This is a genomic window from Bacillus sp. BS1807G30 (assembly GCF_040047675.1).
GTDB classification, from domain to species: domain Bacteria; phylum Bacillota; class Bacilli; order Bacillales; family Bacillaceae; genus Bacillus; species Bacillus altitudinis.
Genome location: NZ_CP157353.1, coordinates 657,531 through 673,362, shown reverse-complemented (window position 1 = coordinate 673,362; position 15,832 = coordinate 657,531). Strand labels below are relative to the sequence as shown.

Here is a 15,832-nt window from a genome sequence, read left to right as displayed (position 1 = left end):
GAAATCTCATGGCACGTTTCCCTCAGCAGATCAGCATTCTGATAAGATAAAAGAAAACGATGAAAAGGATGATATGCCATGAAAAAGCCTGTCTATTTCAATCATGACGGCGGTGTTGATGATCTCGTGTCCTTATTTCTACTTCTTCAAATGGAACACCTGAAAGTGATCGGGACGTCTGTGATTCCTGCTGATTGTTATTTAGAGCCTGCGCTGAGCGCTTCTCAGAAAATTATTGATCGTTTTAGCCCATATGAGATTGAAGTAGCCGCTTCCAATTCTAGAGGTGTGAATCCATTTCCAAAGGAATGGCGCATGCATGCTTTTTATGTAGATGCCCTGCCGATTTTAAATGAAAAAGGCGCTATTGATACAAAAGTATCTAAGCTTCCTGCACATCTTCACCTGATTGAAACGATGAAAAAGTCAACCGAACCTGTTACGCTGCTCTTTACAGGACCGCTCACAGACCTTGCACGCGCCTTAGAAGAAGATCCTTCCATCTCAAATAAAATTGAGAAACTGGTGTGGATGGGCGGCACATTCCTTGAAAAAGGCAATGTTGAAGAACCCGAGCATGATGGAACAGCAGAATGGAATGCTTTTTGGGACCCTTATGCTGTGAGCACCGTATTTCAAGAGCGTTTTCCAATTGAAATGGTCGCACTGGAAAGCACGAATCAAGTCCCGCTCACACTCGATGTCCGTCAACGCTGGGCTTCCCTTCGCTCTCACATCGGGATTGACTTTATTGGACAATGTTATGCCTTTTGTCCGCCTCTCATTCATCACGAAACGAACTCGACTTACTACTTATGGGATGTGCTGACAACGATCACTCTTGCTTCCACTTCATTTACTCGTTCAAAGGAAATGAATGCAATTGTTTATACCGAAACACCAAGACAAGGACGTACCGAAGAGCATCCAGATGGAAAGACGATTCATGTCATTGACCACGTTGATCGGGATGCCTTTTTCGATGCATTTGAAGAGCTGATGAGAAAAGCGGTTTGTCAGTTTTCATCTTAAAAAAACCCCGCTTATTAGCGGGGCTTCCTCTTACTCTTCTTCAGCGTACTTTTTCTTACGTCTAAACTTGCTTAAGATTTCATACACGATTGGCACGATGACCAATGTGAGAAGTGTAGAACTTGTTAAACCGCCAATAACGGTGACGCCAAGTCCTTTTGATACGATCTGACTTCCGCCTTCAAAACCTAATGCGAGTGGCAGCAATGCACCAATTGTCGCAAGTGCCGTCATTAAGATTGGGCGTAATCTTGTTGTACCTGCTTCAAGTAAGGCTTCTCTTGTTGAAAGTCCTTCTTTTTCTTTATGAATCACTCGGTCAATCAAGACAATGGCATTTGTTACAACGATTCCGATCAGCATCAGCAATCCAATCATGGCATTTAAGCTGATGGTTTCTTTCGCTACAAACAATCCAACGAGTGCCCCAATAATCGTAAATGGAAGTGAGAACAGAATCGCAAATGGTGCAAGACCTCCGCCAAATGTAATGACGAGAACGAGGTATACAATAGCAATCGCTGCAAGCATTGCGAGTCCTAGCTGTGTAAAGGATTCCTCAATATCCGCACTTACACCGCCTGTATCAATCGTAACGCCAGATTTCAAATCAAGCTTGTCAACTTTCTTCTGGACATCTTGTGTCACACTTGATACGTCGTCTGTTGTCATGTCACCAGATACTTCAGCGTAAATCTTCCCATCACGCTTTGTTACAGTGTTTGCTGTTGTGCCATCTTTCACTTTCACCACATCGCCAATTCGGACTTGTTGTCCTGTTGGTGTTGTGATCTTTTTATTCTCTAGATCTTTTTTACTCTTGTATTCATCTTTTTCCGTTTGAAGCTTCACATCTAGTTCTTTGCCGTCCTCTGTTACTTTCGTCAACGTTGTTTCATTACTTTGAGGAGCGATCGCCTGTGCGATTTGTGAAGCGGTCAAGCCTAGTTTCGCCAGTTTTTCTTGATCTGCATTAAACGTATATTCGTCATACTTCTCAGATAAGCTTGTGCTGACGTTTTTCAAGTTCTTCTCATCTTTTAAAATGTTCTCGACATCTTTGACTGTGCCTTCAATATCACTTGCTTTGTCACCGTACACATAGTACGTCACTGTATTGCTTGCGCCAGCAGATGAGAAGTCTTGTGATTTCCATTCCCCTTTAGACGTTTTGTCTTGAAGGGCTTTAACCACACGATCTTTTTCTTTATCAAAGTTCGGTGTGTCCTCGTCGTATTGTACGAAGAATAATGCACCGTTAGAGTTTCCACCAACACTTGCTGTCAGCGCATTTGAAGAGCCTAATGAATATTGAACCGTATTGACATGATCACGTTTCATTAAGTAATCTTCTGCCTTTTTCGTTTCAGCAATGGCTTGTTCTCTCGTTTGTCCAGGCTCTGGCGTGTATGTCACCATTGCCGTTTTTTCTGCTTCCTGCGGTAAGAAGCTGACACCGACAAGTGGTGCGAGGAATAAGCTGCCGATCAGCATCAAAATCGCAATTCCTGACGTGATCCATTTATGGTTCAATGTCCAATTGAGTACACGTCTATAACCACCAGCAAGTTTGCTTGGTTTGTGTTCTTTTACCTTTTTCGCTTTGCCGTACAGGTTCTTTTTAAATAGGCTGTGAGCCATCATTGGAACGATTGTAATGGCAACAAGTAGTGAAGCCATTAGAGCAAACACAATGGTTAATGCAAATGGGATGAATAGTTCACCAATCATTCCACCCACTAGAGCTAATGGCAAGAATACCGCAATTGTGACAATCGTCGAAGACATAATCGGAATAAACATTTCTTTTGTGGCTTCTCTAACGAGTGCTTTTCCTTTTAACGGTTCATCTTTTAACGCCATTCGTCGATAGATGTTTTCTATGACGACAATCGAGTCATCGACAACACGTCCAATGGCGACTGTCATGGCACCAAGTGTCATGATATTTAATGTGATATCCAGCTGATTTAATAATAAAACAGCAATCAACAGGGATAACGGAATGGAGATGACCGAAATTAATGTTGATTTGATATCTCGAAGGAACAACATAATGATAATGATCGCAAAGATTGCTCCGATGATCGCCTTGTTCAGCATTGTGCTGACAGATTCTTTAATCGGCTCTGCTTGATCATATGTCGTGCTGACTTTGATTCCTTTATTGTCTTTTTTGAATGTTTCAAGTTCTTTTGTGACTGCTTCTGCTACACTCACTGTGTTAGCATCAGAGCCTTTGACAATTTGCAAACCGATACTGTCTTTTCCGTTCGTTCTAGAAATCGATTCTGCATCTTTCACGACTTTAATATCTGCAATCTCAGAAAGTTTGATCGTCGGCAGCTCTACAGATTGACCGCTTGCTGCACCAGTTTGTTGCTGAGCTGCTGCTGCTTGCTGCTGACTTGCACTTCCAGCCTGTTGATCAGCACCTTGAGCTCCTGCATTTCCTGAGCCGCTAGAAGACGCTCCAGCTCCTGCGCTTCCCGCACCGCCGCTTGCACTTGGTGTGACAGGAATTCGCATGTTTTTCAAATCTTTAACACTTAAAATATTGCCATCCACTACGACTGATTTTTGCTTGTTGCCAAATGTGTATAACCCTAAAGGTACATTGACATCAGAGCCTTTGATCATGTTTTGGACAGTTTCTTCATCTAAACCATATTCCTTCAATTTCTTTTGTTTAAAAGAAAATTCTACTTCTTTGATTTGTTGTCCAGAAGCTTCGACAGAAGAGACACCATCTAAACCTTGAAGAGAAGGAATAAGGTCATTTTCCACTTTTTGTGTCAGGTCTTGTAATGACTCTTTATCACCGGAGACACTAAGAGCTAAAATTGGAATCGCATTGATGCTAAAACGTGCGATTTTTGGTTTTTCTGCATTTTCTGGAAAATTGATATTGCTAATGGCATCTTCAATTTCCTTCTTTGCTTCATCCATGTCTTTATTGTAATCGTACTCGATTTGAATCGATGAGGCATTTTCAAAAGAATTAGAAGTGACCACATTCACCCCATTGAGATTTTGTATCGACTTCTCAATTGGGTCTGTCACCTTATCTGATACTTCGTCCGGCGTTGCGCCAGGATACGTTGTAGAAACCGTAATGACTGGAGTGTTGATATTCGGGATTGATTCTTGTTTCATATTCAATCCGGCATATAGACCAGCAACTGTTACGATAATCGTCATGAGCCATACAGCGAACTTGTTCTTTAATACAAAATTGATGATCGAATTCATTATGTCCTCCATTTTCCTTTATGTATTGACTGACTGGTCATTCTATATCATAATAAACGGTGATATACAATGCCGTCAACCATTTCACTTGCGTTTGACGTAACATTCTAAAGCTGAAGGGGCCTTATTTCATGAACGAAAAAAAAGAAAAGATCATTAAAGCAAGCATTCAGTTGTTTGCGAAAAAAGGTTTTTCTTCTACGACCATTCAGGAAATTGCAGATGAATGCGGAATATCTAAAGGTGCATTTTATTTGCATTTCAAATCAAAAGAACAGCTTTTCAACAGAGCGTTTGAATATTATATCGACACGTCTATGCAAAGTATTGAAAAGATTCGAAAAGAAAATCAACATCTTGCGCCTAGAGATATCTTTCAAAAACAAATCGCTGAACAGTTCCAGCACTTTGCTGCGAACAAGGATTTTATCATTTTGATCCTCAGCGAGAACATTATTCCGGAAAACCAGCAAATTAAAAAGTATTCCAAAACGGTTAAAAAGCAGATGAATGATGAAATCCAAATTTCTATTTTGACCACGTATGGACAGGAGATCGAACCATATATAACTGACCTGTCAGTCATGATTCAAGGAATCATCCAATCTTATGTGCAGGTACTGCTTTTGCAAGATCAGATGCAATTATCATGTGAAGAGCTCTCATCCTTTATTCTCGACCGATTTGATGATTTGGTTCATGGGCTTCTTCGTTCTCATGCGAAGCCGATTCTGAAGCAAAACATTTGGGATGATGAAGCGCCAAATGCCGCTACTCTTCAAGAAGAGCTTCGATTGTTAAAATCTGAGCATCTGCTTTCGGATGATACCCTTGTATCCATTGAAGTCATTGAAGAAGAATTGGCCAAAGATGAGCCTCGCAAGCCGGTCATTCAAGGGATGCTGACAAATTTAGAAACGTGTGAGGACTCCGCTGTCCAAAGAGCTGTGGAACAATTGAAGCTATTCCTCCAATGACAATACGTGGCGATGTTCACTTTAATTCACCTTTATCCCCTTCGAATATGTGCTAAAGCTTATGCTTCATTATAAAAAAAGAACCAATGAATTGATATACGGCGGTGGTCTGAATCTGTGATAAGACCCTGTCATGTCAATCAACAAAAAAACCGCCTCTTCCATGAGGCGGTTTTTGCGATTTATCGTTTTTTGATTTCTTCGAGAAGAATCTTGTTGACCATCGGTGGGTTTGCTTGTCCCTTCGATGCTTTCATGATTTGTCCGACTAAGAAACCAATCGCGCGGTCTTTTCCATTTTTGAAGTCTTCAATGGATTGCGGGTTGTTATCAAGTGCTTCTGTGACAAGTTTGAGCAGTGCACCTTCGTCAGAAATTTGGACAAGTCCTTTTTCTTTGACGATTGTTTCTGCATCTCCCCCATTTTCAATGAGCTCTTTGAATACCTTTTTGGCAATCTTAGAAGAAATCGTTCCTTTTTCGATAAGCTTGATCATGCCAGCCAGTCCTTGCGGCGTTAGCTTCGTATCTTCCAGCTCTTTTTGAGCCGAGTTTAAGTAGGCAGATACTTCACCCATGAGCCAGTTTGATGCTTGCTTCGCTTCAGCACCTTCTGAAATGGTTGCTTCAAAGAAATCAGACATTTCTTTTGTCAGCGTCAGTACCATTGCGTCATATGCAGGAAGTCCAAGTTCATCAATGTAGCGTTTGCGGCGCTCGTCTGGAAGCTCTGGAATCGATGCTCTTACACGTTCTTTCCACTCGTCATCAATGTAAAGCTCCACCAAATCTGGTTCTGGGAAGTAGCGATAATCATCAGAGCCTTCTTTGACACGCATCAGGATCGTCTTTTTAGACGCTTCATCATAGCGGCGTGTTTCCTGTTCGATGAGACCGCCAGAAAGCAATACTTGCTCTTGACGTTTTTCTTCGAATTCAAGACCTTTTTGGACGAATGCGAATGAGTTCAAGTTCTTGAGCTCTGTTTTCGTTCCAAACTCTTCACGGCCGATTGGACGAAGAGAAATGTTGGCATCACAACGAAGTGAGCCTTCTTCCATCTTACAGTCAGAGACGCCTGTATATTGAATAATGGATTTTAATTTTTCTAAGTAAGCATACGCTTCTTCTGGCGTACGAATGTCAGGCTCAGATACGATTTCAACAAGTGGTGTACCTTGACGGTTGAAATCGACGAGTGAATAACCGTCGCCTGTGTGCGTCAGTTTTCCTGCATCCTCTTCCAAATGAAGACGTGTAATACCAATTCGTTTTGTTTTGCCGTCTACTTCAATTTCAATCCAGCCGTTTTCACCGATCGGTTTATCAAATTGAGAAATTTGATACGCCTTTGGGTTATCAGGATAGAAATAGTTTTTACGGTCAAATTTTGTATCAGTTGCAATCTCACAGTTCAGTGCCATTGCTGCTTTCATCGCAAAGTTCACCGCTTCTTTGTTCAGCACAGGCAGTACGCCAGGATAACCAAGATCGATGACACTTGTTTGCGTATTGGCAGCCGCACCAAAAGGCGTCGGTGAGCTTGAGAAAATTTTTGATTGTGTTTTGAGCTCTACGTGGACTTCAAGTCCAATTACCGTTTCAAAGTTCATTCTGATTCACCCCTTACAGTTCAGGTTTTGCTTTATGATGATCTGTTGCTTGTTCGAAAGCGTGAGCCACGCGGTAAACGGTTCCTTCATCAAAGTGTTTACCAATGATTTGCAGTCCTAACGGAAGACCATTTGCAAATCCACAAGGCACACTGATTCCTGGAACGCCTGCAAGGTTAACAGGGATCGTTAAAATGTCGTTTGCATACATTGTGAGTGGATCGCTTGTCTTTTCACCAATGTTAAATGCCGGAGTTGGTGTTGTTGGTCCTACAATGACATCATACTTTTCGAAAACATCTTCAAAGTCTTTTTTGATCAGCGTACGGACTTTTTGCGCCTTTTTATAGTATGCATCGTAATATCCTGAGCTTAGAGCGAATGTGCCAAGCATGATGCGACGTTTCACTTCGTCTCCAAAGCCTTCAGAACGGGTATTTTTATATAAATCAATCAGGTTGTCTGCATTGTCTGTACGGTAGCCATAGCGAATACCGTCAAAACGAGCAAGGTTTGCAGATGCTTCTGAAGATGAAAGCAAGTAGTAAGTCGCAAGCGCATATTTAGAATGCGGAAGAGATACTTCTTCCCATGTGGCACCAAGTCCTTCTAATACTTTCAACGCTTTAAGAACAGACTCTTTTGCTTCTTCGCCAACACCTTCGCCAAGATATTCTTTTGGCACAGCGATTTTCAAGCCTTTGATGTCGCCAGTTAATGAAGAAAGAAAATCTGGGACATCGACATTTGCACTCGTTGCGTCCATTTGATCAACACCAGAAATCGCTTGAAGAACATATGCATTGTCCTCAACATTACGCGTAATCGGCCCAATTTGATCTAATGATGAAGCAAATGCGATTAAACCGTATCTAGATACACGGCCATACGTTGGTTTAAGACCAACAACACCACAGAATGATGCCGGCTGGCGAATGGAACCGCCTGTATCTGATCCTAGAGAGAATGGTACTTCTCCAGCTGCAACAGATGCTGCTGAGCCACCACTTGACCCACCTGGAACTGTGTTTAAATTCCACGGGTTTTTCGTTGCTTTGAAGCCAGAGTTCTCCGTAGAAGATCCCATCGCAAATTCGTCCATGTTTAATTTACCGATTGTGACAGCTTCCGCTTCTCTTAAGCGGTTCACAACGGTTGCATCGTAAATAGGATCAAAGTTTTGCAAGATTTTACTTGATGCCGTTGTACGTAAATCTTTCGTCACGATGTTATCTTTGACACCGATCGGCATACCGAACAATAGACCAAGCTCGTCCTTTTCACCAACTGCCTCGTCCAATTCCTTTGCATACGCACGTGCTTTCTCTTCGTCCAGCGCTAGGAATGCTTGTACTTTCCCGTCTACTTCATGGATTCGTTTATAAGACTCGTCCACTAAATCAGAAACAGACAGTTCCTTTTTATGTAAAAGCTCTTTTAATTCAGAAATTTTGTGGTCAAACAGTGACATGCCTCAGGCCTCCTTTAGTCCAAAATTGATGGCACACGAATATAGCCGTCTTTATGATCAGGCGCGTTTTTGATGACTGCCTCAATGGAAAGACCTTTATTCGGAACATCTTCTCTCATGACGTTTTTCATTTTTAATACGTGTGTTGTTGGTTCAACGTTTTCCGTATCTACCTCGTTTAACTGCTCTGCAAATGAAATGATGCTATCAAGCTGTTCTGTAAACATCTCAGCTTCTTCTTCTGTAATCGCAAGCCGTGCCAAATGCGCAACATGCTTTACTTCTTCTATTGAAATTCTTGACATGCAGGTTCACCTCCAAAAATGATACGTGTTCGTGGTCATGATCATAAGTCATATACACTTTATCATATCAAATTTTACTGTTCTAAAGCAACTTTACGAGGACGCCTAGAAAGGCTTTGTCCACTAATATGTCATTGTGGTGTAGCCAGTGTCTAAAATATTCATCAAGCTGACTTTTTATTTTTCAGAAAATTTTTACTTTGATTTAATTTAGTAAACGCTTACATATAGACGCTCATCACGCATACACGTATTTTTTTTGTATGATGAGGATGTTTAAGAAGGTTGATCACTTGGGAATACTCTGATAGGTTAAGTAACCATAGCAGTGAGCAGACAGTTCAATAGGCTGCTTTGTGTATATTTTGATTGAGGTGATGTCAAATTAATACGAAAAAGGTGATATGGAAACATGAGTATTGAGATTGTAATTTCTCTATCTATTTATTTTATTGGAATGCTTGCTATTGGCTGGTATGCATTCAGAAAAACAAATGACTTGAATGACTATATGTTAGGCGGACGCGGGTTAGGTCCTTATGTAACGGCTCTATCTGCTGGTGCAGCTGATATGAGTGGGTGGATGCTGATGGGGCTTCCAGGCGCTATGTATACAACTGGTCTTTCATCTGGATGGCTTGCTGTTGGTTTAATTAGTGGGGCTTACTTAAACTATCTATTCCTAGCGCCACGATTGAGATCGTATACAGAAGTTGCTGATGATGCGATTACCATTCCAGACTTTTTTGACAAACGGTTTAAAGACTCATCTACTTTATTGAAAGCTGTCTCAGCTGTCATCATTATGATTTTCTTTACGCTTTACACCTCATCAGGTATGGTATCAGGCGGACGCTTATTTGAATCAGCGTTTGGTGCTGATTATATGTTTGGTTTAATCTTAACTTCTAGTATCGTGATTTTGTACACACTATTCGGCGGCTTTTTGGCAGTTAGTTTAACTGATTTTGTTCAAGGAGCTATTATGTTTTTAGCATTAGTGCTCGTGCCGATCGTTGCCTTTACTCAATTAGGTGGACCTGTTGCCACATTCAATGATATTCAACAGATTGACCCTAAATTGCTTGATATTTTTAGAGGAACGAGCGTCATTGGCATTATTTCCTTCCTCGCTTGGGGACTCGGTTACTTTGGACAGCCGCACATTATTGTTCGCTTTATGGCGATTACGACTGTAAAAGATTTAAAGCCAGCACGTCGTATCGGTATGAGCTGGATGATTGTGTCTGTCATTGGTTCACTATCTGTCGGTTTAGTCGGCGTGGCGTATGTTCATGAAACAAGCACCACTTTGGCAGACCCAGAAACCATCTTTATTGTGTTTTCTAAAGTGTTATTCCATCCATATATTACTGGATTTTTACTTTCTGCCATTTTAGCTGCAATTATGAGTTCAATTTCTTCTCAGCTGCTTGTCACTGCAAGTGCGATGACAGAGGATTTATACCGTACATTCTTTAGAAGAAAAGCCTCTGACAAAGAACTTGTGATGATTGGACGTATCTCTGTACTAGTCGTAGCGATTGTTGCCATTGGTCTCTCTCTAAACCCAAGTGATACCATTCTTGACCTTGTCGGTTATGCTTGGGCTGGATTTGGATCTTCATTCGGTCCAGTCATCTTGTTATGTCTATACTGGAAACGAATGAATCATCATGGCGCTTTAGCCGGAATGATTGTTGGGGCTGTTGTCGTTCTCGTTTGGATTTCAACAGGCTTAAACAACACGACTGGATTGTACGAAATGGTTCCTGGATTTATTTTAAGTGGTTTGACTGCTATTATTGTCAGCCTCTTAACAAATAAACCGTCTAAAGCTTCTAAAAAGCTGTTTAGCAAAATGGAAGACCATCTCGAAGAAGAAACAAAATAACCAGACATGAGGAGTCATCTGCATTATGCGGATGACTCTCTTTATTTTTAAATAAAATGCTTTTCTTTCTCCCGTTTCTGAATAAAATAGAAGTTGTGCAGCCATATGGGCTGTGAGAAGATCATATACATGATGTGAAACGTACATGAAGTGAAAGGAGCGATACGCATGTTTTGGACAATTGAATGGGATACGGTCTTAAAATTAGCCGTTGCCACCTTAATCGGTTTGATCATCGGTCTTGAACGCGAACTTAAGAAAAAGCCGCTTGGGCTGAAAACGTGTATTGTCATTGCTGTCAGCTCCTGCGTATTAACCATCATCAGCATTGATGCAGCCTACAATTTCCCTCGAGTCTCTAAGCTTCAAATGGACCCACTCAGGTTACCGGCGCAAATTATATCTGGTGTTGGTTTTATTGGAGCAGGTGTGATTCTTCGCAAAAGCAATGACGTCATCTCAGGTCTTACGACATCTGCGATGATTTGGGGAGCAGCAGGACTTGGGGTTGCAACAGGTGCAGGTTTTTATAAAGAAGCCTTCCTCAGTCTTTTCTTTATTCTTGTCAGTGTGGAATTTTTACCTTGGCTCTTCCAGCGGATTGGACCCATTCGCTTACAAGAAAAAGAAATCCGCATTAGAATGTCACTTTCTGATCGAAACCGCATGACAGAGATTTTAAAAGAAATGAAAGCACTCAATATTCGGATTCATTCTGTACGTATTGATGATTTAAAGGAAAAAGACTATCCGATCATGGAAGTACGTGTTCGCGTACATAAAGACCGCTATACAACCGATGTGTACTTTGATATTAAAGATTTAGAAGGCGTTGTTGGTGTGAAGTGTGATACGGTGTAGGATAAAAAGCCCCTTGCTATGTGAAACAGCAAGGGGCTTTCGATTTATGTTGTTAGCTGATGAAAGTCAAAAGGCGTAATTGGGGTTTTGTCCTCAATCTCCTTTCGAAAACGCGCCAGCATGGCACTTTCGTCAGCGCTTAGTGTTCGGAGATCAAATGCTTGATGTAAAAGCCCATAAATAAGCATATGACGCAGCATAAGGAAATCTGGTATTGTCGCCAGCCATGCGTCATCAAGCTCATTCTCCTGTCGATAGCCTTTGAGAAAATGGCTCATAAATTCACCCGTAAATTCAGCTTTATCCTCATACGGAATCACCGGATACCAAAGAACGTTGTATAGCAAAATGCTCATATCGTTGATAAACCAGTGATACCCACAATCATCAAAATCAAATGCAATGATTTCTCCCTGATGATAGTGGAAGTTCCCGTGATGTAAATCCGCATGCACCAGTCCATAGACATCCTTGGATATTCGGAGCTGGTGAAGCTTTTGCATCAGTTCATCTTTTCGCTGCAACACAACCGTTTGATCAGAAGGAATATACGTTTCAAGCTTTAATTGCTCCTCCTCATACCACTCTTGACGCTTATAGCGAGGATCTTTCACTTGATATTGTTTAGTCGTTTGATGCATACGCCCTGTATAGGCTCCTAACGCTTGAAACAACTGTCCATTCCAATCTGCTTCGGTCACTTTTCTGCCGGGCGCCTTTTCGTACACTCTCAGCAAAAAAGCGCCTCCTGCTTGATCGGGAATCGCTTCAACATCTTTTCCTCTTGTGGATAAAACCGGTTTAGCTACTGAGATTCCATGTTGAGATAAATACCGAATCCAGTCCATTTCTCCCAAAATATATGTGCGGGAGCGGCGAATGGTATGGGTGATTTTCAATATATAACTCGACCCTTTTTCATCCGTATATTCATACACATAATTTTCTGCATCGGCTAGAAATGTGACCTGTTCTGGCTGAAAATGATAGAGTAGAGCCGCTTTCTTTAAGACCATTTGTTCATCGTATCGTGCTTTTACTTCTTTATGCATGCTGATTCTCCTTTTATCGTCTTTTTACTTATATATGACGGTAATCAGCATTTATACGAGCATCAACATACCTGCCTTTCCTTTTGGTTTCTTCACATACTTTGACAAAAGTTGAAAGATTCCTCTAATTAGAAATAAAAAACCGCCAAAAGGCGGTTTTTATTTAGTCATATATATGGACAGTTGGTTCTTTGTCTTCAGCATTTTTTGTGATGAGGGCTTCTTGCTGATCAGAAGAGGTGATGTTGATTTCTATATTGGTGCTCTTATAGTAATCCATGACTTCACCTGTTAAGTATTGCGTGAATGCCACGACTTCTGTTTTTCCGTAGAATTGCATTGGAATTTCTACTTTCATTTTTTGCAAGTTCCCGTTTTTATAGAAACCTTTGCCTACCACACCTGTGTAATTCGGGAAGTAGTCTTCTACCTTTGTCTTGAAGCGGTCAAATCGCTCTGAATCATCTTTATAGCTGCTCTTGGCATTATCTGAAGGGAAGAAGACATTCTCTTCTTTAATCGTATCCCAACTGCCAATATCAGCTGATCCTGCTTTTACATCGGTTTTAGCGATGAAGTTTCCTGGAACAATAGATGATTTTGGCGCTTGTTTATAAAGGGCAATCATGACTGGGACTTTTTGCAGTCCGTCCATTTGACGAAGTCGTTTAATGACTTGTTCCGCAATTTTTTCGCCCTCTGCTAAAAGTTTCTTTGAATTTTTCGATGAATCGATGGTCACCTCTTGCTGAGGATCCCCGATATTTTCGCGATAATAATAGACAGAGTTAAGCGCAAGACCAATGACAACCCCGCCAAGCTGTAAGCTATTTTTATCTTTTCTAATTAAGTAATTATGCTCTAGCATGGAAGCTAAGTAGATTGGACTATTTTCATTTTTTGACTTTGTTGAACCTGAGTTTGGAAGAGCAGGGTTTAAACCTAAGTTCTTAAAGTCTTTGTCTTCTTTTTCAGCTTTTTTCAGATCACTGCCTGTTTTTTTGCGGGCAAGCCAGCTGAGAACAGTATCTTCATCTAAATGCTGGCCTTCTTGGAACAGATAGTCGTTTGTATTAAATGATTCTGTTGCCAGGCGCATGAGTCCTGTTTCAAATTCATCAATGTCTAAGCGTGTATTGAGACGCTCTGCTGTTAGTCCTCTTGCCGCTCCTTGTTTAAACGGCAGCACCATTTTGTAATAGGAATCAGAGATGTTGTACATTGGGATGATCGCTGTTTCTTTCGTTTCATCCGTTTTTTGTGTGACCTCTTCCTCATCCTTTCCCCCAAAAGGTGCACACGCTGACAATACCAGTGTGAGCATTGTCAGCAGCAATAGCAACTTTTTCAATAGAAAACACTCCTCTTATTTCTTTAGCTCCTCGAGCATTTTGGCTTCGTCCCAAATTTCAATATTGAGTTCTTCTGCCTTTGTCAGCTTACTTCCAGCTGCTTCGCCGGCAATGACTAAGTCTGTTTTTTTACTTACGCTACCTGCTAACTTGCCGCCTAATGCTTCGATCGCTGCCTTTGCATCATTACGAGACATTTCTTCTAATTTCCCTGTCAGCACAATGGTTTTTCCTGCAAAGTAGGAATCACTTTCTTCTACTTTCACCGGTTTTGGCCCTGTGTAGGTCATATTGACACCAAGTTCTTTTAGTTCATTTAGCAGATCTAGTATTTCTTCTTTCTCAAAGTACGTGACGACTGCATCGGCCATTTTTTCACCAATTTCATCTACTTCAAGTAATTGTTCTTTCGTTGCTTGTTTTAACTGATCGATATCCTCAAAGTGCATGGCCAACGTCTTCGCTGCTTTAGAACCAATAAATCGAATACCGAGTCCAAATAATAACCGTTCAAGAGAGTTTTCTTTCGATTGCTCGATCGAACGCAGTAAATTATCAACTGATTTCTCGCCCATTCGTTCTAGCTGAATCAACTCTTCTTTTGTTAAACGGTACAGGTCTGATACACGAGAGACAAGCTGTTCTTTGAAAAGTTGTGTAATGACTCGCTCGCCTAGCCCATCAATATTCATCGCATTACGAGACACAAAGTGAATGAGTCCTTCACGTATTTGAGCGGGGCATTGTGGATTGATGCACCGAAGCGCAACTTCTCCTTCAATTCTGACCAGCTCACTTTGACACTCTGGACATTCAGTCGGCATGTGAAACGGCTTTTCTTCTCCTGTTCGCTGATCAACAAGGACCCCTGCAACCTCTGGGATAATATCGCCCGCTTTTTTGACAATCACTTGATCAAAAAGGCGGATATCCTTCTCTTTGATCAAATCTTCATTATGAAGAGAAGCACGCTGCACTGTCGTTCCTGCCACTTTTACAGGCTCAAGAATCGCTGTTGGTGTGATGACGCCAGTACGTCCAACACTTAGTTCAATATCAATCAGCTTCGTCACGACTTCTTCGGCCGGAAATTTGTACGCAACAGCCCAGCGTGGACTTTTTGCTGTGAAGCCTAGTTCTTCTTGCTGTGCCAATGAATTGACTTTAATGACAATGCCATCAATTTCGTATGAGAAATCAGCACGCTTTGTTTTCAGTGTTTCAATGAGGTCGATCACCTCTTCAATGGTTTGGCACATCCGTCTTTCTTTGTTCGTTTTAAAGCCAAGCTCATCGAGAAGATCAAGTCCTGCGCTTTGCGTTTCAACACCAATTTCATCAAGCTCCGCTATACTGTAGACGAAGATATCAAGGTTTCGTTTCGCTGCAATTTTCGTATCGAGCTGACGAAGTGAGCCAGCAGCCGCATTACGCGGGTTCGCAAACGGCTCTTCTTCGTTTTGTAATCTTTTTTCGTTAAGGGCTTCAAAAGAAGGTTTTGGCATAAATGCCTCGCCTCTCACTTCAATCGACAGAGGCCGATTGATTTTGAGCGGGATGGAACGAATGGTTTTGAGGTTCTCGGTAATATCCTCACCTGTTGTCCCATCACCCCGCGTGGCACCCCGGACAAACACGCCATTTTCATAACGGAGAGAAACAGCGAGTCCGTCAATTTTCAGCTCGACATTGTAAGCGACGTCGTCACCGACTGCTTGACGAACCCGGCGGTCAAAATCAAGAAGGTCCTGTTCATGAAACGCATTGCCGAGACTGAGCATCGGTGTACCATGACGAACTTTTTGGAAGGCGTCTAAAACAGCACCTCCTACTCTTTGCGAGGGTGAATCCGCTGCTTTTAAATCAGGGTGTTCTTCCTCCAGAGAGATCAGCTCACGCATCCGCGCATCATATTCAGCGTCAGGAACACTTGGACGATCCAGTGTGTGATATTCGTAGTTGTATTGATTCAAAATCTGGTGTAGTTCCTCGATCCGGCGTTTCGCTGCTTCTTTATCCATCT

The 15,832-nt window shown here is 41.6% G+C and carries 11 protein-coding genes; 4 read left to right on the top strand and 7 right to left on the bottom strand.

Annotated features, from left to right (window positions below; all coding sequences use genetic code 11):
• Positions 1 to 78 precede the first annotated feature (78 nt).
• Positions 79 to 1,032 carry a nucleoside hydrolase gene (locus ABG082_RS03395; RefSeq protein WP_348936536.1) on the top strand — a complete coding sequence of 318 codons (954 nt, stop codon included), beginning with the start codon at positions 79 to 81 and terminating at the stop codon, positions 1,030 to 1,032.
• A 30-nt stretch (positions 1,033 to 1,062) separates the two neighbouring features.
• Here the strand turns inward: ABG082_RS03395 and ABG082_RS03390 are convergent, their stop codons facing one another.
• On the bottom strand, positions 1,063 to 4,284 hold the full coding sequence (locus ABG082_RS03390; protein ID WP_348936535.1) for an efflux RND transporter permease subunit: 3,222 nt from the start codon (positions 4,282 to 4,284) through the stop codon (positions 1,063 to 1,065).
• 131 nt (positions 4,285 to 4,415) lie between these two features.
• Between ABG082_RS03390 and ABG082_RS03385 the strand changes: the two genes are divergently transcribed.
• The gene (locus ABG082_RS03385) at positions 4,416 to 5,261 is read left to right on the top strand and encodes a TetR/AcrR family transcriptional regulator (RefSeq protein WP_348936534.1); all 846 of its coding nucleotides are present in this window, start codon (positions 4,416 to 4,418) and stop codon (positions 5,259 to 5,261) included.
• 182 nt (positions 5,262 to 5,443) lie between these two features.
• Here ABG082_RS03385 and gatB read toward each other — a convergent pair whose 3' ends face one another.
• Genes gatB through gatC form a run of 3 tightly spaced genes read right to left on the bottom strand, consistent with a single transcriptional unit; the run spans position 5,444 to position 8,650 of the window.
• The gene (gene gatB, locus ABG082_RS03380; RefSeq protein WP_007496855.1) at positions 5,444 to 6,874 is read right to left on the bottom strand and encodes an Asp-tRNA(Asn)/Glu-tRNA(Gln) amidotransferase subunit GatB; all 1,431 of its coding nucleotides are present in this window, start codon (positions 6,872 to 6,874) and stop codon (positions 5,444 to 5,446) included.
• A 13-nt stretch (positions 6,875 to 6,887) separates the two neighbouring features.
• On the bottom strand, positions 6,888 to 8,345 hold the full coding sequence (gene gatA / locus ABG082_RS03375) for an Asp-tRNA(Asn)/Glu-tRNA(Gln) amidotransferase subunit GatA (RefSeq protein ID WP_017359799.1): 1,458 nt from the start codon (positions 8,343 to 8,345) through the stop codon (positions 6,888 to 6,890).
• Between the two features lie 14 nt (positions 8,346 to 8,359).
• Positions 8,360 to 8,650 (bottom strand): Asp-tRNA(Asn)/Glu-tRNA(Gln) amidotransferase subunit GatC, encoded by a 291-nt coding sequence (gatC, locus tag ABG082_RS03370; protein WP_003213898.1) that lies wholly within the window; start codon positions 8,648 to 8,650, stop codon positions 8,360 to 8,362.
• 412 nt (positions 8,651 to 9,062) lie between these two features.
• Here gatC and putP point away from each other — a divergent pair, with 412 nt between their 5' ends.
• Positions 9,063 to 10,544 carry a sodium/proline symporter PutP gene (gene putP / locus ABG082_RS03365; protein WP_019743299.1) on the top strand — a complete coding sequence of 494 codons (1,482 nt, stop codon included), beginning with the start codon at positions 9,063 to 9,065 and terminating at the stop codon, positions 10,542 to 10,544.
• A gap of 162 nt (positions 10,545 to 10,706) precedes the next feature.
• The gene (locus ABG082_RS03360) at positions 10,707 to 11,405 is read left to right on the top strand and encodes an MgtC/SapB family protein (protein ID WP_169476135.1); all 699 of its coding nucleotides are present in this window, start codon (positions 10,707 to 10,709) and stop codon (positions 11,403 to 11,405) included.
• A gap of 44 nt (positions 11,406 to 11,449) precedes the next feature.
• Here the strand turns inward: ABG082_RS03360 and ABG082_RS03355 are convergent, their stop codons facing one another.
• The 3 genes from ABG082_RS03355 to ligA all read right to left on the bottom strand — a co-directional run bounded on the left by ABG082_RS03355 (position 11,450) and on the right by ligA (position 15,830).
• Positions 11,450 to 12,457, bottom strand: a complete 1,008-nt coding sequence (locus ABG082_RS03355) for a phosphotransferase (RefSeq protein WP_019743298.1) — start codon at positions 12,455 to 12,457, stop codon at positions 11,450 to 11,452.
• A 163-nt stretch (positions 12,458 to 12,620) separates the two neighbouring features.
• On the bottom strand, positions 12,621 to 13,781 hold the full coding sequence (locus ABG082_RS03350; protein WP_223255677.1) for a CamS family sex pheromone protein: 1,161 nt from the start codon (positions 13,779 to 13,781) through the stop codon (positions 12,621 to 12,623).
• Between the two features lie 42 nt (positions 13,782 to 13,823).
• The gene (gene ligA, locus ABG082_RS03345; protein WP_019743745.1) at positions 13,824 to 15,830 is read right to left on the bottom strand and encodes an NAD-dependent DNA ligase LigA; all 2,007 of its coding nucleotides are present in this window, start codon (positions 15,828 to 15,830) and stop codon (positions 13,824 to 13,826) included.
• Positions 15,831 to 15,832: the final 2 nt, after the last annotated feature.

Bases quoted from the DNA above. Each gene is read 5' to 3' on its own strand.
- ABG082_RS03395 (WP_348936536.1), top strand. From the start codon at position 79: ATGAAAAAGCCTGTCTATTTCAATCATGACGGCGGTGTTGATGATCTC.
- ABG082_RS03390 (WP_348936535.1), bottom strand. From the start codon at position 4,284: ATGAATTCGATCATCAATTTTGTATTAAAGAACAAGTTCGCTGTATGG.
- ABG082_RS03385 (WP_348936534.1), top strand. From the start codon at position 4,416: ATGAACGAAAAAAAAGAAAAGATCATTAAAGCAAGCATTCAGTTGTTT.
- gatB (WP_007496855.1), bottom strand. From the start codon at position 6,874: ATGAACTTTGAAACGGTAATTGGACTTGAAGTCCACGTAGAGCTCAAA.
- gatA (WP_017359799.1), bottom strand. From the start codon at position 8,345: ATGTCACTGTTTGACCACAAAATTTCTGAATTAAAAGAGCTTTTACAT.
- gatC (WP_003213898.1), bottom strand. From the start codon at position 8,650: ATGTCAAGAATTTCAATAGAAGAAGTAAAGCATGTTGCGCATTTGGCA.
- putP (WP_019743299.1), top strand. From the start codon at position 9,063: ATGAGTATTGAGATTGTAATTTCTCTATCTATTTATTTTATTGGAATG.
- ABG082_RS03355 (WP_019743298.1), bottom strand. From the start codon at position 12,457: ATGCATAAAGAAGTAAAAGCACGATACGATGAACAAATGGTCTTAAAG.
- ABG082_RS03350 (WP_223255677.1), bottom strand. From the start codon at position 13,781: ATGCTCACACTGGTATTGTCAGCGTGTGCACCTTTTGGGGGAAAGGAT.
- ligA (WP_019743745.1), bottom strand. From the start codon at position 15,830: ATGGATAAAGAAGCAGCGAAACGCCGGATCGAGGAACTACACCAGATT.